This is a genomic window from Cellulomonas gelida (assembly GCF_006538725.1).
Taxonomy (GTDB): Bacteria; Actinomycetota; Actinomycetes; order Actinomycetales; family Cellulomonadaceae; genus Cellulomonas; species Cellulomonas gelida.
In genome coordinates this window covers 16,797-32,339 of sequence record NZ_BJLQ01000027.1, presented here as the reverse complement: position 1 = coordinate 32,339, position 15,543 = coordinate 16,797, and the positions used below count along the sequence as shown (strand labels likewise).

Sequence of the window (15,543 nt, the reverse complement as noted above, 5' to 3'; positions counted from 1 at the left end):
CGCGGTCAGGCCGCACCGCAGGTCAACCTAGGAATCGCAGGCGAACGCCAGGTGGCGCGCCTGACAACGGCCCGTCATCACGGCACGAACTCCGCCGCTCAATGCGACGACTCACGCGCCGCGAGCACGCGCGCCCGACGCATGAGCACCGGCCCGGTCAGCGCGCACGCGGCGCCCAGCTCCATGGACCCGGTGACCGCGAGCCGCGCGGCCCCGAGCGGTGCGGCGCCCGTCAGCGGCGCGTCCGGCTCGGCGATGCCCGTGTCGGGGTCGGCGGCGGGCGCGGGGGTCGACCCGGGCGTGGACGTGGGCGCGGGTCGGACCGGGGCGGGCGGGGCTGCCGGAGCCGCCGGGTCGGGGGCGGGTGCCGTGGTCGGCGTCGCGGTGGGCGTCGGGGTCGGCGTGGGCGTCGGGGCGGGGCTCGGCTCCGCCGGGCACAGCTGCGCGAGCTGCGCGTCGTCCTCGAGGGTCTCGGCGAGGTCGAGCGTGCGCTGCACGTCGCGCTCGGAGAGCGGCAGGTAGCCGCGCGGCAGCAGACCCTTGGCGTCGCCGCGCTGCTGCCCGGTCGTCACCGCGTAGCGCAGGAGGCTCGCGTAGTCGCCGCGCTGCTCGTCGTCCGCGCGGCAGACCGCGACGCCCGCGTACTCGACCAGCGTCAGCGGGTAGGCGCCCAGCACCCGGGTGCCCGGGTCCGTGCGGACGACGCCCTCGACCGGCGTCGGGACCATCGCGTCGACGGCCGCGCGCATGCTCGTGTCGTCGGCACCGACCGCCTGGCCCGCGGCGTTCACGAGCCGCGCCGTGCGCAGGCCGTAGCGCTGCGCGGAGGTCAGGTCCGTGACCGCGAGCTCGAACCGCTGACCCGGCAGCTGCGCTCCGGACGAGACGAACGACGGCGGCACCTTGTTCGGCTCCCACACGACCTTCGCGCCGGCGTTCGCGCGCTGCACGCGCACCGCGGCGTCGGCCATGTCCTGCGTGTACGGCCGCAGGTCGAGGGTGCCGTAGCCCGGTGCCGGCACGGTCTCGTCCTGCCGGTACGTCGTGAGGTCCGACTTGGGGAAGCTGTCGAGGCTCGTGTCGTCCGCGAGGTCGAGCGCGGCGTACACGGGGTTGATCCGCATGCCGTACTCGTCGGGCTCGCCCTGCAGGAACGCGCGCGCGTACGGGTCCGCGACGATCCAGCGCCACAGCTGCGCGTACGCGTCCGACGAGCCGATGCTCACCAGGAGGCCTTCGGGCGCGGCGGTCGCCACGAGCTGGGCGAGCTCGGGGTTGAGCGCGACGAGCTCGGGGTCGTTGACGATGCTGCGCGGGTTGGTCGTGAGCGGTGCGGTCGTGCCGCCGCCCGGGACGTCGGCGCGGTAGGACTGCGTGAGCAGCTTCGCGACGAGCCGCGCGTTGAGCACGAGGTCCTCGACCGGCGTGCCCGCCCGCCCGATGTCGGGGCTGTCGGCGCGCAGCGCGCGGTCGATCTGGAACGCGATGACGATCGCGCCCTGCGCGAGCGGCGCGTAACGCAGGCCGGTGTCCTCGACGGGGTCCTCGGCGCCCGCTGTCGGCTCGCTCGGCACCGGCTCGTTCACGACCGCGAAGCCCGAGGCACCCGGGACCGTGGAGACCAGCTGCGCGCGCGCCTCGTCGTCCCCGACCTGCGAGAACCCGAACGTCGTGCCCGTGCGGCACAGGGCGGGCTGCCACGACGTCATCGCGGCGGAGAACAGCTCGTTGCCGACCAGGCGCTGCTCGGCGCTGCCCATCGGGCACGACGACCCGATCGGGGAGAACTGCAGCGGGAACACCATGCGGTTCGCCCAGTTCGACGCGGACAGCGGCGAGCCCGCGATCGCGCCCGAGGGCGTGTCCTGCGCGAACGTGCCGTCGGCGAGCAGCTCGCCACGCGGCACGACGACGAGCCAGCACGCGCGCGCCGCGCCGGACCCACGCGCCTCGCCGCAACCGAGGTGCGGTGCCTCGAGCGCGGTCTGCACCTCGAAGGTGGCCGCGCCGGTGCCGTCGTCGCCCGTGCGCGCGCCCGTGATCTCGTTGGTGGAGGTCGGCGTGAAGTAGTCCGCGACGTCGGTGACCGGCGTGCCGCCGACGGGCGTGAACGGCATCGCGTACGCCTTGAGGTTCGGGTTGATGATCGGCGGTGGGACCTGGTGCGCCGCGTCGTACGCCTGCCGCTCGTCCTCCCCGGCCTTGAGCGTGCGCAGCCCCACGCGGTCGCCCAGCAGCGACGACAGCGCGGGGTTCGGCGCACCCCACTGACACTGCTCGGGGGTCGGGCCGCTGGCCTCGTCGCCCCAGCACTGCATCACCTGCAGGAAGTTCGTCGCGAACCGGCCCGCACTCGTCGGGCGCCCGCCCGACCACGAGACCACGACCCCCTGGTGCGTGAGGTCCCGCGTCTGGCTGACCGTGACCTCGAGGTCACGGAACGTCGCGTAGTCGTCGTCCGACGAGTCGCGCGTGCCGACCACCGACGCGTCGGACCATGCCTGCACGACGTGCGAGCTGCCGGTCTGGGTGCGGTCCGCGGCCCCGGCCGGAGCCCCGGCCGCGGCGAGCATCCCCGCCCCCAGCGCGACGACGAGCGTGCCCGTGGCCGTGAGCCACGCGCCGAACCGGCGCAGGCGCTGCGGGGTCACGCCGCACCCGCCGCGGCCCGACGCGCGCGCCGCCGGCTCACCCGTGACGCACGCCGTGACGCACGCCGCGACGAGCCGCCCGGACCGTCCGCCGCCTGCGCCGCCCGCACCGCCGCGCCGCGCGCGACCAGCGGCGGCACGACGACGATCGCGACCACCAGCGCCCCCGCCGCGACGACCGCCCACGGGTTCACCCCGCTCGTCGTGCCCGCGGCGGTCTCGACCGGCATCGCCACGACGTTGGTGCACACGCCCGTGTCGTCCTCGCACATCACCGGCCCGCCGCCCGCGAGCGCGCCCCACCCGCCGGCGTTGCTCCCGCCCTGCCCACCCGAGCCGCCGGCGCCGCCGTTCACGCCGTCCGTGCCACCCGTGCCGTCGCCGGTGCCGCCCTGGTCCGTCGTCCCGTCGCCGGTGCCACCAGACCCCGAGCCGCCGGTCCCGCCGGTGCCACCGGTCCCGCCGCCGCCCGAGCCACTGCCCGAGCCGCCGCCGCCCTTGCCGCCGTCACCGCCGCCGCCCGGCGCGCCGGGAGCACCGCCGGTGGGTGCGTCGCACTGCTCGTCGGCGCCGCGCTTGTCGCACGCGGACGGGTGCGGGGCGTTCGTGGCGAGCGTGTTGCTGCCGTCGGAGGAGAACGTCGGGTTGTGGCACTTCGCGACGTCGAGGGTGACGGTCGTGGAGCCGGGGATCTTGCCGATCTGGTCCATGCCCGCCTTGACGAGGTTGATCGGCAGCGGCGAGTACCCCAGGACCTCGGCCTGCTGCTGGCCCTCGCACAGGAAGTAGTTCGCGAACGCGCCGAGCGTGTAGCCCTTCGCGGTCGTGAAGCCGTTCTCGGTCCCGGTCGGCACGACGACGTAGGAGTACGACGACAACGGGTACGTGCGGTCGTCGGCGCTCGTGAACACCCCGGTGAGGTCCTGCGTGAGGTACGTCGGCGAGCCCTCGTCGGTGTCGATCGTCGCCTTGAGCAGCCCGACGGCCACGTTCGAGGCGGTCGGCTCGACGAAGTAGCCCGCCTGGTTCAGCACCTTGGCCACCGGGTAGCCGGTCTTCAGGGCGTACGAGTACTCGACGTAGGTGATCGTGCCCTCGTTGCCGGTCTGCGCGACGTACCCCGCGACCCCCTGGGAGTTGGGCTGCGCGACGAAGCCGCGGCCCGGGATCACCGGGTAGGTCGACGTGACGCCGCACGGGGTCGAGCGGCCCGCGGCCTTGCAGTACGCGTCCCAGACCGAGCGGTGCTGCGAGGCCAGCCACGTCGTGAGCTGTGCGGTCGAGCCCGAGCCGTCCGAGCGGACCACGGGCACGATCTTGCGCTTCGGGAGCTGGATCGAGGGGTTGTCGTCGGCGATCGCCGGGTCGTCCCACGAGGTGATGGTCCCCGCGAAGATGCCCGCGACCGCCTCGCCCGACAGCCGCAGGTTCGTGATCCGCTTGCCGCCCGCCGTGAGGTTGTACATGAACGCCGTGCCGCCCGCGACGATCGGCAGGTACACGAAGCCGCGCGTCGGCGGCGTGTCGACCACGCCGCCGTCGGTCAGGCCGTACGGGATCTCGGTGATCGCGAAGTCGACCGTCCCGGCCTTGAACTGGTTGCGCCCGTCGGACGAGCCCGTGCTCGCGTAGTTGATGCGCATGCCGTACTGCTCGACGTTGCGCCGCCACTGGTCGACCGCGTTCGAGCTCCACGACGAGCCCGCGCCGTTCACGGGCACGTAGGAGTCGGCGGCGCTCGCGGGCACCGCCGCGAGCACGGCGCCGAGCCCGGCGACGACGAGCGCGAGCACCCCCGCGAGGGTGGTGCGCGTGGTGCGGTTCACGGGATCTCCTCGAGAGCGACGGGGACGGGCGAGGGCCGCTGACCGCGGCCCCGACGCAGCAGGGCGCGGGTGCGCTGCAGCTCGGACCGCCACGCGGCGGCGAGCGCGGCGCGGCGCTGCTCGCGGCGGCGACGCTGCGCGTCGACCGTGAGCGGCGTGCGTCCGCCGACGACCCGCGCGACGACGAACAGCAGCAGGACCAGGAGCATCAGCACGGCGGCCGTGCCGAACCCGCGCGCGACCATCGTCGGCTCGGGTGACTTCACGAACTGGAAGATCGCCAGCGGCAACGAGACCATCGGGCCCTGCGTGGGGTCCGCGTTGAGCGCGGCCGTGAAGCCCGAGGTCAGCAGCACCGGCGAGGTCTCGCCGATGCCGCGCGCGGTCGCGAGGATCACCGCCGTGGTCAGGCCCGAGCGCGCGGTGGGCAGCACCACGTGGGTGACGGTGCGCAGCTGGCCCGCGCCGAGCGCGTACGACGCCTCCTTGAGCGTCCCGGGCACCAGCCGCAGCACCACGTCCGAGGACCGGACCATGATCGGCAGCATCATGATGCTGATCGCGGTCGCCGCGGCCACGCCGGACTTCGGCACCCCGAGCGCGAGGATCAGCGTCGCGTAGACGAACAGCCCCGCGACGATCGACGGCAGCGCGGTCATCGCCTCGACCACCGTGCGCACCAGCCGCGCGAGCCGCCCGGGCATCTCGCTGAGGAACAGTGCCGTGAGCAGGCCGAGCGGCACGGTGATCACCAGCGCGATCGCGATCTGCAGCAGCGTCCCGACGATCGCGTGCCAGATCCCGCCACGGTCGAGCGGGTCGAGCGGACCGGCCTGCGCCATGTCGTCGGTGAAGAAGTTCAGGTGCGGCAGCGCGCTCGCGCCGCGCGCGACGGTGAACACGACGACGAACGCGAGCACGAGGATCACCGCCCCCGCGAGCCCGTGCACGACGACCGCCACGAGCCGGTCACGGACCATCACCGAGCTCTCCGTCAGCCCGACGAGGAGCGCGTACAGCAGGACGAACAGCGCGACCCCGACCGCGCCGAAGCCCATCGGGTGGTTGATCGGCAGCACCTGGGAGGCGAGCAGCCCGGTGAGCGCGAACGCGGCCACGGCCGCGCCGACGACGTCGAGCAGGTCGCCGAGCCGGATGCCGCGCAGCTGACGCCGGGTCTCCGCCCCGCTCGTCGTGCCTGTGCTCGTCGTCCCGGTGCTCGTCGTCCCGGTGCTCGTCGTGCTCGTCGTCGTGCTCATCAGCTGCTCGCCCCCGAACGCGAGCGCGCGACCACCGACGACGCGACGAAGTTGACGACCAGCGTCATCAGGAACAGCGCCAGACCGGCCGCCATGAGCGCGGACATCCCGAACGGCGTCGACTCGCCGTAGCGCAGCGCGATGAGCGAGGACACCGAGCTGCCGCCGTTCGCGAGCACGTGCCACTGGATCGCGAACACCGGCGAGATGATCATGTAGACGGCGATGGTCTCGCCCAGCGCGCGGCCGAGCCCGAGCATGGTCCCGCCGATGATGCCGCCCTTGCCGAACGGCAGGACGACGGACCGGATCATCCCCCAGCGCGTCGAGCCCAGCGCGAGCGCCCCCTCGCGCTCACCCACGGGCGCCTGCGAGAACACCTCGCGCATGATCGACGCGATCACCGGCGTGATCATCATGGCGACGACGAGTCCCGCGATGAACGTCGACGACGTGTAGACGGTCGCGGTCGCGAGCGGGTCGGTCGGGTCCGTCCCGGGGACCTGGAACGGGCCGAACCACGAGAACGTCGTCGACAGCCAGCGTGCGAGCCCCGTGACGTGCCCCTGCAGGAAGAAGAAGCCCCACAGGCCGAACACCACCGACGGGATCGCGGCCATGAGGTCGACCACGCTGGTCAGCGCGGGCTTGATGCGCGGCGGCGCGAACTCGTTGATGTACAGCGCGACACCGAGCGAGAACGGCACCGCGACGAGGATCGCCACGAGCGCGATCAGCACCGTCCCGACGAGGATCGCGGCGATCCCGAAGTTCCCGGAGTCCGGTTCCCACGCCTGCGTGGTGAGGAACCCCCACCCCGCCACGCGCAGCGCGTCCCACGCCCGGGCGAGCAGGAACAGCCCCACGGTCGCCATGACGACGAGCACCCCGACACCGCTCGCGGTGAGCACCGCGCGGAACACGCGGTCGCTGCCCGAGCGGCGCGTGCCGATCCGGCGCGGCTCGTCCTGCTGCGCAGGGGGGATGGCCGGCGGCGGTGCGGGCGGGATCGTCGGAGGCTCTCCCCCGCCGTCCGCCTCCGCGGAGGCACTCCCGAAGGGGCGGGTGCCGACGAGCACGGGCACGACGGCCATCGCGCGCTGCGCTCCTCCCACCGGGTCCGCCCGGTCGTCGTGGGACCCGGCAGCCGCCGGGGCGCTGCGACGATGGCACCGCCAGGTGAAGCGCCGACGAACGCTCCGGGGCGGGCAGGGGTCGCCCGGGTGGCCACCTGCGTGCGACCGGGAGAATCGCCCGACGACGAGCCGCTCCTATGCTGTGCGCGTGACCTCCCCCACCTCCGACGTCCCTCGCGCGCGCCTCGCCATCCTCGCGTCCGGCACCGGGTCCACCGCCGCGGCGATCATGGACGCGGCCGGGACGACGATCGACGCGACGGTCGCCCTGGTCATCAGCAACAACAGCGGCTCGGGCGCGCTCGAGCACGCGCGCACCCGTGGCGTGCCGACCCTGCACCTGTCCGGCGTGACGCACCCCGACCCGGACGTTCTCGACTCCGCGATGGTCGAAGCGCTCGCGGACGCGCGCGTCGAGCTCGTCGTGCTGGCCGGCTACATGAAGAAGCTCGGTCCGCGCACGCTCGACGCGTTCAGCGGTCTCGTCGTGAACACCCACCCCGCGCTCCTGCCCGCGTACGGCGGCCAGGGCATGTACGGCGACCGCGTGCACGCCGCGGTCCTTGCCGACGGCGCCCCGCAGACCGGCGCGTCCGTGCACATCGTCACGGCCGAGTACGACGCGGGTCCCGTCCTGGCCCAGGCGGTCGTGCCCGTCGAGCCGTCCGACGACGTGGCCTCCCTGCGCACCCGCGTCCAGGCCGCCGAGAAGTCCCTCCTCCTCGACTGGCTCGCCACCCACTTCCGCTGACCGCACCGACGCGTCAGATGAGGGTTCTCTCACGGAGCGCTCACGTGCGCCTCATCGCCGGCCGGTTCCCTCGTGCACGACGGGTTGCCATCGACTGAGGAGTGACCATGACGAAGAAGCCAGTGCTCGCGTGGACGACGGGCGTCGCAGCCCTCGGCGTGGGGCTCGCCCTGACGGTGGTCGGCGGCACGGCCGCGAGCGCCGCCGTCCCCACGTGCCACGGCAAGGCCGCGACGATCGTCGGGACCGGCGCCGCGGACGAGATCGAGGGGACGTCGGGTGCTGACGTGATCGTCGGGCTCGGGGGCGACGACGAGATCGACGGCAACGGTGGCGACGACACGATCTGCGGCGGGACGGGCCACGACGAGATCGACGGCGGCTCGGGCGCGGACTGGATCGACGGCGGCGCCGGCAAGGACGAGCTCGAGGGCGGCACCGGCGACGACCGGCTCTACGGCGGGACGAGCAACGACCACCTCGAGGGTGAGGCGGGGCGCGACAAGCTGTGGGGCCAGGACGGCCACGACCTGCTCGAGGGCGGGCGCGACACCGACGCGCTGAGCGGTGGCCGCGGCACGGACCTCGTGGCTCAGGGCAGCGTCTCGCCGGCGGTCGAGGACCGCTGGGAGCACACGTACGGCAACGACGACTGAGCACCGGCTGAGCATGACGACGGCGACCCCCCACCCCCGGGAGGTCGCCGTCGTCGTGAAGCGGGCGCTAGCCGTCGCGGTTGAACAGCCAGAACGCCACCCCGGCCAGGACGAGCCCGACCACGACCGCGGCGACGATCTTCGGGACGCTGTAGGGGCGGTCCCCGACGACCTCGCCGGTGTTCGCGTTGACCATGACCTGCCACTGCTTGCCGGCGTACATGAACGTCGCGATCCAGATGGGCAGGAGGATCAGCTTGAACATCACCTGCGAGTAGGTGGTGTCGATGTGGTGGATCCGCTGCTCGTCGCCGCCGATGTCGCGCTTGACGTCGGCGCGGATCTCGTCGTCCATCGTCTGCTTCGCCTCGACGTACCCAGCCTGCGGGTCGACGTCGTACCGCACCGCCGAGTGCCCGACGAGGTACTCGGCCTTGTACGGCTTGACCTCGCCGAGCGTCCACGGGCCGAGCTTGGCGACCCGGTTGCGCGGCAGCGTGGTCGACGCGGGGACGAGCAGGTCGTCGAACGTGTTGCGGATGCGGCCGCTGGCGTGGTGCCAGCGCGTGCGCCGCACCTCCTGGTCGCCCTGCTTCTCGGTGTAGTGCTCGCCGCGCTGGCCCGTGTAGTCGCTCGTCGTGTTGGCGTCGAACGTCCAGTGCGGCAGGTAGGTCCCGCGGATGGACTCCGTGTCCCCGACCTGCTTGAGCGCGCCCGGTGCGAACCACCGCGAGCGCACCCACTTCGTGAAGTTGTCGCGCGCGGCGCGGCTGTCGACCAGGAACGGCAGCACGCCCTCGGGCGGGATGACGCCCTCGGGGTTCGACGACGCGACCAGGTTCCCGCCGCAGAACTGGCAGTGCCCGGCGACGTCCTTGGTCTCGGTGCTCGCGCCGCAGCCGTCGCACGCGAGCACCTGGCCGCCGATCGAGGCGACCTCGTAGCGGTCGTTGTGCGCGAGCCACTGCTCGAACGAGTGCTCGGAGACGCTCTCGTCGTCGCCGTGCGTGATCTCGACGCGGTGGCCGCACGAGCCGCAGACCAGCGCGGAGGAGCCCGCGCCGTACGCGAGGGCCGCACCGCACACCGGGCAGCGACCGCGCTCGACGGCGGCCGAGTCCTCGCCCCAGCCGGCCGTCGCGGCGGTCGGGGTCGAGTCGGTCGAGGGCGTGTCGGTCCAGGGACCGGCCGTCGTGTCCTGCGGGAGCGGCGGCGGCGCGAAGGAGTCGTGCGTCATGGTCAGGCGCCCGGCGTCGGGGCGGCCGTCGGCGGCAGCGGCGGCGGGGCGTGGAACAGCCCGGCGAGGTTCGGCACCTCACCCGCGGCGGTCCAGGCGGCCATGCCTTGCTTCCAGACGAGGGTGTCGCGCGTGACCTGCCCCGCGCCGACCTGCTGCGCGAGCGCCTCGGGCGTCACCGGGCCGACCTGCGAGCCGCCGGTCGCGTAGTACCAGAGCTCGTCGGTGACGGGCAGCGGCGGGGGTCCGGCCGGCGCGGCCTGGGGCGCCGCCTGGTGGGCCTGGTTGGACTGCGCGATGGTCTGCGCCATCTGCGTGCCCATCGCCATGCCCATGCCCAGCCCGAGGCCCTCGCCCGCGCCGCCGGGGTTGTTCGCGGCGTCGCCGATCGCGGTCGCGGTCTGGAACTTCGTGTACGCGTCGAGGTCGCCGAGCACGCCCATCTGCGTGCGCTTGTCGAGCGCGGCCTCGACCTCGGGCGGCAGGGAGACGTTCTCGATGACGAACCGCGGGATCGTCACGCCGTACTCGGCGAGCTCGGCGCTCAGCGCGGGCGCGAGCCTCGAGGAGAGCGACTGCTGGTTCGCGGCGAGGTCGAGCATCGGGATGCCCGAGCTCGCGATCGCCGGCGCGAGGTGGCCGATGATGTTCTGCCGGAAGAACTCCCCGATCTCGTCGGTGCGGAAGTTCGAGTCCGTCCCGACGAGCTGGCGCAGCAGCACCGACGGGTCGGCGACCTGCAGCGCGTACGTGCCGAACGCCCGCAGGCGGACCATGCCGAACTCCGGGTCGCGCAGCGTGATCGGGTGCTGCGTGCCCCACTTGAAGTCCGTGAACTGACGGGTCGCGACGAAGTACACCTCGGCCTTGAACGGCGAGTTGAAGCCGTACTTCCAGCCCTTGAGCGTCGTGAGGATCGGCAGGTTCTTCGTCTCGAGCACGTACCGGCCCGGGCCGAAGACGTCGGCGATCTGGCCCTCGTTCTCGAAGACCGCGACCTGACCCTCACGGACCACGAGCTGTGCCTGGTTCTTGATCTCGTTCCCCTGCCGCGGGAAGCGCCACACGATCGTGTCCCGCGAGTCGTCGAGGAACTCGATGATGTCGATCAGCTGACCGCGCAGCTTGTCCGCAAAGCCCATGCGTTGCTCCTTCGTCGAGGCCGGTCCGTGCGCATCGGTGCTGGCAGCGCACGGGGACGTGTCGGGTGTCCCCCGTGGTGGCCGGTGTCCCGACCGTCCAGCGGCGAACGGAGCAGCCTCGCAGGTCAGACGCACGCCGTCCACTACTTCTTTGCCTGATCATGACTTTCACCCGCTGATCACCAGGCCGACGAGGCGCGTTTCACCCGACCGGCCGACCCCACACCGGCCTGTCCCCCCCCGCCCCACACCCCACCTCACCCCCAACCACCCCCCACTCCCACCCACCCCCACCGCGACCCAGCACCTACTCCGGCCAACGGGCGCGCACGCCGGAGCAACCCCTGCCTCGCCCACTCACCCCCACCGCGACCCAGCACCTACTCCGGCCAACGGGCGCGCAGGCCTGAGCAACCCCTGGGTCGCGCACCCACCCCCACCGCGACCCAGCGACTGCTCCGGGCGATGGGCGCGCACGCCGGAGCAACCCCTGGGTCGGGCAGCCATACCCGCCGCGACCCAGGGGTTGCGCCGGGTGAGCGGTGGTGTGGCCGGAGGAGGTGCTGGGTCGGTCTGGATGGGGTGCGTGATGTTGGGGCTGGACGATGATGTGCGACACACAGTATTGTGTCTGTGTGACCGACGACGAGACGTGGGAGATCCACCGGCAGGAGCTGCGCCGGGGGACGGTCGTGCTGGCCTGCCTCCGCCTGCTGGAGCAGCCCGGCTACGGGTACGGGCTGCTCGAGGAGCTCGCCGCGCGGGGGTTCGAGACCGACGCCAACACGCTGTACCCGCTGCTGCGCCGCCTGGAGAAGCAGGGGCACCTCACGAGCGAGTGGAACACCGACGAGTCGCGGCCGCGCAAGTTCTACCGGACCAGCGCCGCCGGCCGGCAGCTCGCCCGCACCCTGACCGACGAGCTCCGCGCGATCGCCGCCGCGGTCGACGCCCTGCCCGACAAGGAGTGACCATGCACCGCACCCCAGCCCACCCGGGCGCGACCAGCGAGGCCCTCACCGACGCGAGCCTGACCGCGCGGTACGTCGAGGCCGCGACGCGCACCGTGCCGGACGCGCAGCGCGCCGACGTGGCCGCCGAGCTGCGCGCGTCGATCGACGACCAGGTCGAGGCGCGCGCCGCGCAGGGCGCGGACCCCGCGGCGGCCGAGCGCGCCGTCCTGACCGCGCTCGGCGACCCCGACGCGCTCGCCGCGGGCTACACCGACCGCCCGCTGCACCTGATCGGCCCGCGCTTCTTCCTGGCGTGGTCGCGCCTGCTCAGGCTCCTGCTCGCGATCGTCGTGCCCTGCGTGGCGTTCGCGGTCGCCCTCGGGGGCGCGCTCGACGGCGACTCGTTCGGCTCGGTCGTCGGCTCGGTCGTCGTCACCGCGATCGGTGTCGCGGTGCACCTCGCGTTCTGGACGACGCTCGTGTTCGCGGTCGTCGAGCGCACGTCGCGGGCGGACCACGAGCCGCTCGCGCCGTGGAGCGTCGAGAAGCTGCCCGAGAAGCAGGACACCGGCACGGGTCTGGGCGAGCTCGTCGCGACCCTCGGGCTGCTGGCGCTCGCCGCCGGTGCGGTGCTCTGGGACCACGCGCGCGGCGTCGTCGTGACGGGCCAGACGGACGAGTCGTTCCTCGACCCCTCGCTGTGGCCGGTGTGGACCACGGGCCTGTTCGTCCTGCTCGCCGCGGAGGCGCTGATCGCGGTGACCGTGTACGCGCGGCGGCGCTGGACGATGCCGCTGGCGGCCGCGAACGCGGTGCTCAACCTGGTGCTCGTCGTCGGCGTGCTGTGGCTCTACGCGCAGGACCGGCTGGTCAACCCCGAGTTCTTCCCGGCGCTCGTCGAGGGGGACGCGGCCGAGGTCACGAGCATCGTCGCGACCGTGCTGGCGTTCGTGTTCGTCGGCAGCGGGCTGTGGGACACGTTCGACGGGTTCCGCAAGGCACGCCGGGTGCGGTGACGCCTCAGCAGGTGTCCGCGGCCGGCTGGCCCGCGAAGCGGGCACCCGTCCAGGCGAACAGGTCGCGCATCGCCGGCGAGCCCGCCTCGACGAGCGGCACGTGGTTGAGCCCCGCGTAGGTGCGGTAGTCCACGGCGTACCCGGCGTCGCAGCGCGCCCGCACGTAGGCGTCCTGCGCGGCCGGCAGGACGAGCGAGTCGTCGGCGCCCTGCCCGACGAGCACCGGCGCGTCGATCGGGCCGGACGGCACGTTCTGCGCGAGGCGGTCGTGCAGCGCGCCGCGGTCCGGGTCGCCGTCCCAGATGGGCTTGTCGAGCACGAGGGTCGAGAGCACCGAGACCAGGACGCCCGGGTCCTCGAGGCACCGCTGCGCCATCTCCCGCACGAGCGTGCGCGCAGCCGGGCGCACGTAGTCGTCGAACCGCACGTCCGGGTAGGTGCTCGTGTAGCCCTCCGCGACGTACGCCGCGAACAGCTCCCCGCCCGTGATGCCGTCGAGGCTGTGCACGAGCTCCGGCAGGTTGGCCGCGGGCGCCAGCGCGGCGACGCCGTCGAGCGTGAGCTCGGGCGCGTACGACGACGCGAGCACGCCCGTCCACAGCGCGGCTCCCCCGCCCTGCGAGTGCCCCCACACGACCGTCCGGTCCGCGAGCGCGACGCCCCCGAGCTGGTGCGCGGCGCGGATCGAGTCGAGGACCGAGCGTGCCGTGGCGTCGCCGACGAGGTACGCGTGCGGGCCCCGGGTGCCGAGGCCCACGTAGTCGGTCGCGACCATCGCCCAGCCGTGCGCCGCGACCTGGTCGGCGACGAACATCGCCCCGGCCGCGAGCCCCGACTCGAGCACGGACGGCGCGCAGCCCGGCGAGACGCCGGTGGTGCCGTGCGCCCAGGTCACGACGTCGGCGGGCGGCGCCCCCGCACCGACCGACGACCGCGGCACGAGCACCAGCCCCGACGCCACCGCGGGCGTCCGGTCGTCACGCGTCGTGGTGTAGAGGATCCGCCAGGCCGCGACGCCGTCCGGGACCCAGTCCGCCGCGAAGGGCTCGCTGCGGATCAGCCGTCCCGGCTCGGCGGGCACGGCCTCGGGTGGCGTGTAGAACGCGTCGGGCCGGTGCGCTCCGCGCTGCAGCCCCACGCTGACCACCGCGACGACGACCGCCAGCAGCAGCACCGCCGCGTTGCCGCCGAGCCGCCACCGTCCCGGGCGCGCCCGCTCGCGAGCGCCCGCCCGGGCGGGTCTGCCCGTGGTCACCGCGACGATCGCACGCGCGCCGAGCATCACCACCTTGAGCCCGAAGACCAGTCCCACGACGAGCAGCGTGACGTCCGGCCACGCGAGCGCGACGAGCCCGAGCAGCACCGACGCCGCGCCCCCGAGGCACGCGTTCCACCGCGCGGTCCCGCGCGCCCGCACCCCCGCCCACAGGTCCAGGGCCCCGTCGACGACGAGCGCGACGCCGACGACGAGCGCGAGCACACGGATCGTCGGACCGGGCCACACCAGCACGACGACCGCCGCCGCGAGGTAGAGCGCACCGGACACCCAGCGCAGGTGGCGACCGTCCCGACCCGCCGCGACGAGCTGCGTGCCGCCCGCGACGACGAGCCCCACGACCGCCGCGATCAGCAGCACCGCGAGCGACGAGAACGGCCGCAACGCCAGGAACAGCCCGACGAGCACCGCCAGCACCCCGAGCGCGAACCGCACCCACCGCGCGAACCGCGCCTGCGTCCGCCCGCCGTGCGATCCGCGCGAGCCCGGCCGAGCCGGTGACGCCGGCGCGCCCGGACCGGTCGACGGGGGCGTCGGGGCCGAGGGGGCGGGCGGGCCGTCGGGCATGGCGCCAACGTAGCGAGGTATCACGCCGGCCACGGCCCGCTCCTCCCCGACACCCGGGCGGCAGCGTCGCCGCCCTCCCCGCCGGCTCCCCCGCCGCACGACTCCCCCCGGGAGAACCCGATGCACTCGACCTACCAGCGCGCCTCGGTCACGCGCGTGCAGAACCGCCCCGGCACCGCGCCCGCGCGCGGCGTCTCCCTCGCCGACTACGCCCAGGCGCTCGAGGCCCGATCCGACGGCCGTCGCTACGGCCGCAACAAGGTCAAGGACGTGCCCGGTCAGGCCGTCGTGACGTTCCCCGACGGGCGCGTCGAGCGGGTCCGGTTCACGCAGGACACCGTCGCCGAGGGCCGCGAGGTGTGGATCCGGACCGCGTGGCGCCGGCGTCGCTCACGCCGCCCCCGCTCGGCGACGGTCTTCCAGGTGGGCGACTGACCGCCAGCCGGCACCGACCGCAGCAGCACCGACCGCAGCAGCACCGACCCCGCGCACCGACCGGGCAGCACCGAACGGGCAGCACCGAACGGCACCACCCCGTGGCGTCGACAGCGCATGCGTCCCGGGCCCAGGATGGGCGCGTGACAACGCCCGACGACGAGGTGAGCGGCTGATGAGCGGCGTCGCCGAGCGGTTCGCGGGACTCACCCCTGGGCGCGCGCTCGTCGTCGGCGCCGCGGGCACCGACGCGACGGTGCTGGCCGAGCGCGGCTGGACCGTGACCGTCGTCGACCCGGCGCAGGACTCGCTCGACCGCGCCCGGGAGCACGCGGGTGCGACGAGCCGGTTCACCTGGGTGTGCGCCGACCCCGCGACCTGGCTCACCGCGCAGCGGTTCGACCTCGTGACGTCGACGAGCGTCACTCCTCGACCTGACCGCTGGCTCTGCGCGCTCGCGGCGCTCGTCGCACCGCGCGGTTCACTCGTCGTCGGGGCCGACGCGGGCGAGGGCGAGCTCGCGGCGCTGCTCGGCCCGGGCGACTGGACGGTCGAGACCGCCCCGCCCGACGGACCGGGCGCTCACGGTCCCGCCGTGCTGCACGCTCGTCGTCGGGGCGCGGTCCTGCACTGACCCC

Annotated in this window: 13 protein-coding genes; 6 read left to right on the top strand and 7 right to left on the bottom strand. The window is 74.0% G+C overall.

All coding sequences use genetic code 11. From position 1 onward, the window contains the following. Nucleotides 1-98: 98 nt before the first annotated feature. The 4 genes from CGE01nite_RS12040 to pstC are packed head-to-tail and all read right to left on the bottom strand — an operon-like array spanning nt 99 to nt 6,830. Nucleotides 99-2,651 carry a type 2 periplasmic-binding domain-containing protein gene (locus CGE01nite_RS12040; protein ID WP_141371203.1) on the bottom strand — a complete coding sequence of 851 codons (2,553 nt, stop codon included), beginning with the start codon at nt 2,649-2,651 and terminating at the stop codon, nt 99-101. Further along, nucleotides 2,648-4,477 carry a phosphate ABC transporter substrate-binding protein PstS gene (locus CGE01nite_RS12035; protein ID WP_229747322.1) on the bottom strand — a complete coding sequence of 610 codons (1,830 nt, stop codon included), beginning with the start codon at nt 4,475-4,477 and terminating at the stop codon, nt 2,648-2,650. Before CGE01nite_RS12035 ends, CGE01nite_RS12040 begins: the two co-directional genes overlap by 4 nt. Beyond that, nucleotides 4,474-5,736 (bottom strand): phosphate ABC transporter permease PstA, encoded by a 1,263-nt coding sequence (gene pstA / locus CGE01nite_RS12030; RefSeq protein ID WP_229747323.1) that lies wholly within the window; start codon nt 5,734-5,736, stop codon nt 4,474-4,476. The genes CGE01nite_RS12035 and pstA overlap by 4 nt, the downstream gene beginning before the upstream one ends. Then, nucleotides 5,736-6,830, bottom strand: a complete 1,095-nt coding sequence (gene pstC / locus CGE01nite_RS12025) for a phosphate ABC transporter permease subunit PstC (RefSeq protein WP_229747324.1) — start codon at nt 6,828-6,830, stop codon at nt 5,736-5,738. The genes pstA and pstC overlap by 1 nt, the downstream gene beginning before the upstream one ends. A gap of 190 nt (nt 6,831-7,020) precedes the next feature. Here pstC and purN point away from each other — a divergent pair, with 190 nt between their 5' ends. Further along, nucleotides 7,021-7,623: a phosphoribosylglycinamide formyltransferase gene (gene purN / locus CGE01nite_RS12020; protein ID WP_141371202.1), complete on the top strand. Its 603-nt coding sequence runs from the start codon at nt 7,021-7,023 to the stop codon at nt 7,621-7,623. Between the two features lie 107 nt (nt 7,624-7,730). Continuing rightward, nucleotides 7,731-8,279 (top strand): calcium-binding protein, encoded by a 549-nt coding sequence (locus CGE01nite_RS12015; protein WP_141371213.1) that lies wholly within the window; start codon nt 7,731-7,733, stop codon nt 8,277-8,279. Nucleotides 8,280-8,346: 67 nt separating this feature from the next. On the opposite strand, the gene CGE01nite_RS12010 is transcribed toward CGE01nite_RS12015, so the two are convergent. Both CGE01nite_RS12010 and CGE01nite_RS12005 read right to left on the bottom strand, forming a co-directional pair. After that, nucleotides 8,347-9,516, bottom strand: coding sequence for a hypothetical protein (locus tag CGE01nite_RS12010; protein ID WP_197080873.1), 1,170 nt, complete (start codon nt 9,514-9,516; stop codon nt 8,347-8,349). A 2-nt stretch (nt 9,517-9,518) separates the two neighbouring features. After that, a complete protein-coding gene (locus CGE01nite_RS12005; protein WP_141371201.1) occupies nt 9,519-10,658 on the bottom strand; it encodes an SPFH domain-containing protein in 1,140 nt (379 codons plus the stop codon). A gap of 635 nt (nt 10,659-11,293) precedes the next feature. Between CGE01nite_RS12005 and CGE01nite_RS12000 the strand changes: the two genes are divergently transcribed. Further along, complete coding sequence (locus CGE01nite_RS12000) at nt 11,294-11,629, top strand: PadR family transcriptional regulator (RefSeq protein WP_170210964.1); 336 nt, start codon at nt 11,294-11,296, stop codon at nt 11,627-11,629. A 2-nt stretch (nt 11,630-11,631) separates the two neighbouring features. Then, complete coding sequence (locus CGE01nite_RS11995; RefSeq protein WP_048341987.1) at nt 11,632-12,627, top strand: permease prefix domain 1-containing protein; 996 nt, start codon at nt 11,632-11,634, stop codon at nt 12,625-12,627. Between the two features lie 4 nt (nt 12,628-12,631). Here CGE01nite_RS11995 and CGE01nite_RS11990 read toward each other — a convergent pair whose 3' ends face one another. Continuing rightward, nucleotides 12,632-14,470 carry a lipase family protein gene (locus CGE01nite_RS11990; RefSeq protein WP_141371199.1) on the bottom strand — a complete coding sequence of 613 codons (1,839 nt, stop codon included), beginning with the start codon at nt 14,468-14,470 and terminating at the stop codon, nt 12,632-12,634. A 120-nt stretch (nt 14,471-14,590) separates the two neighbouring features. On the opposite strand from CGE01nite_RS11990, the gene CGE01nite_RS11985 reads away from it, so the two are divergent. Beyond that, complete coding sequence (locus CGE01nite_RS11985; RefSeq protein ID WP_048341926.1) at nt 14,591-14,905, top strand: hypothetical protein; 315 nt, start codon at nt 14,591-14,593, stop codon at nt 14,903-14,905. 175 nt (nt 14,906-15,080) lie between these two features. Next, nucleotides 15,081-15,539, top strand: coding sequence for a class I SAM-dependent methyltransferase (locus CGE01nite_RS11980; RefSeq protein WP_141371198.1), 459 nt, complete (start codon nt 15,081-15,083; stop codon nt 15,537-15,539). Nucleotides 15,540-15,543: the final 4 nt, after the last annotated feature.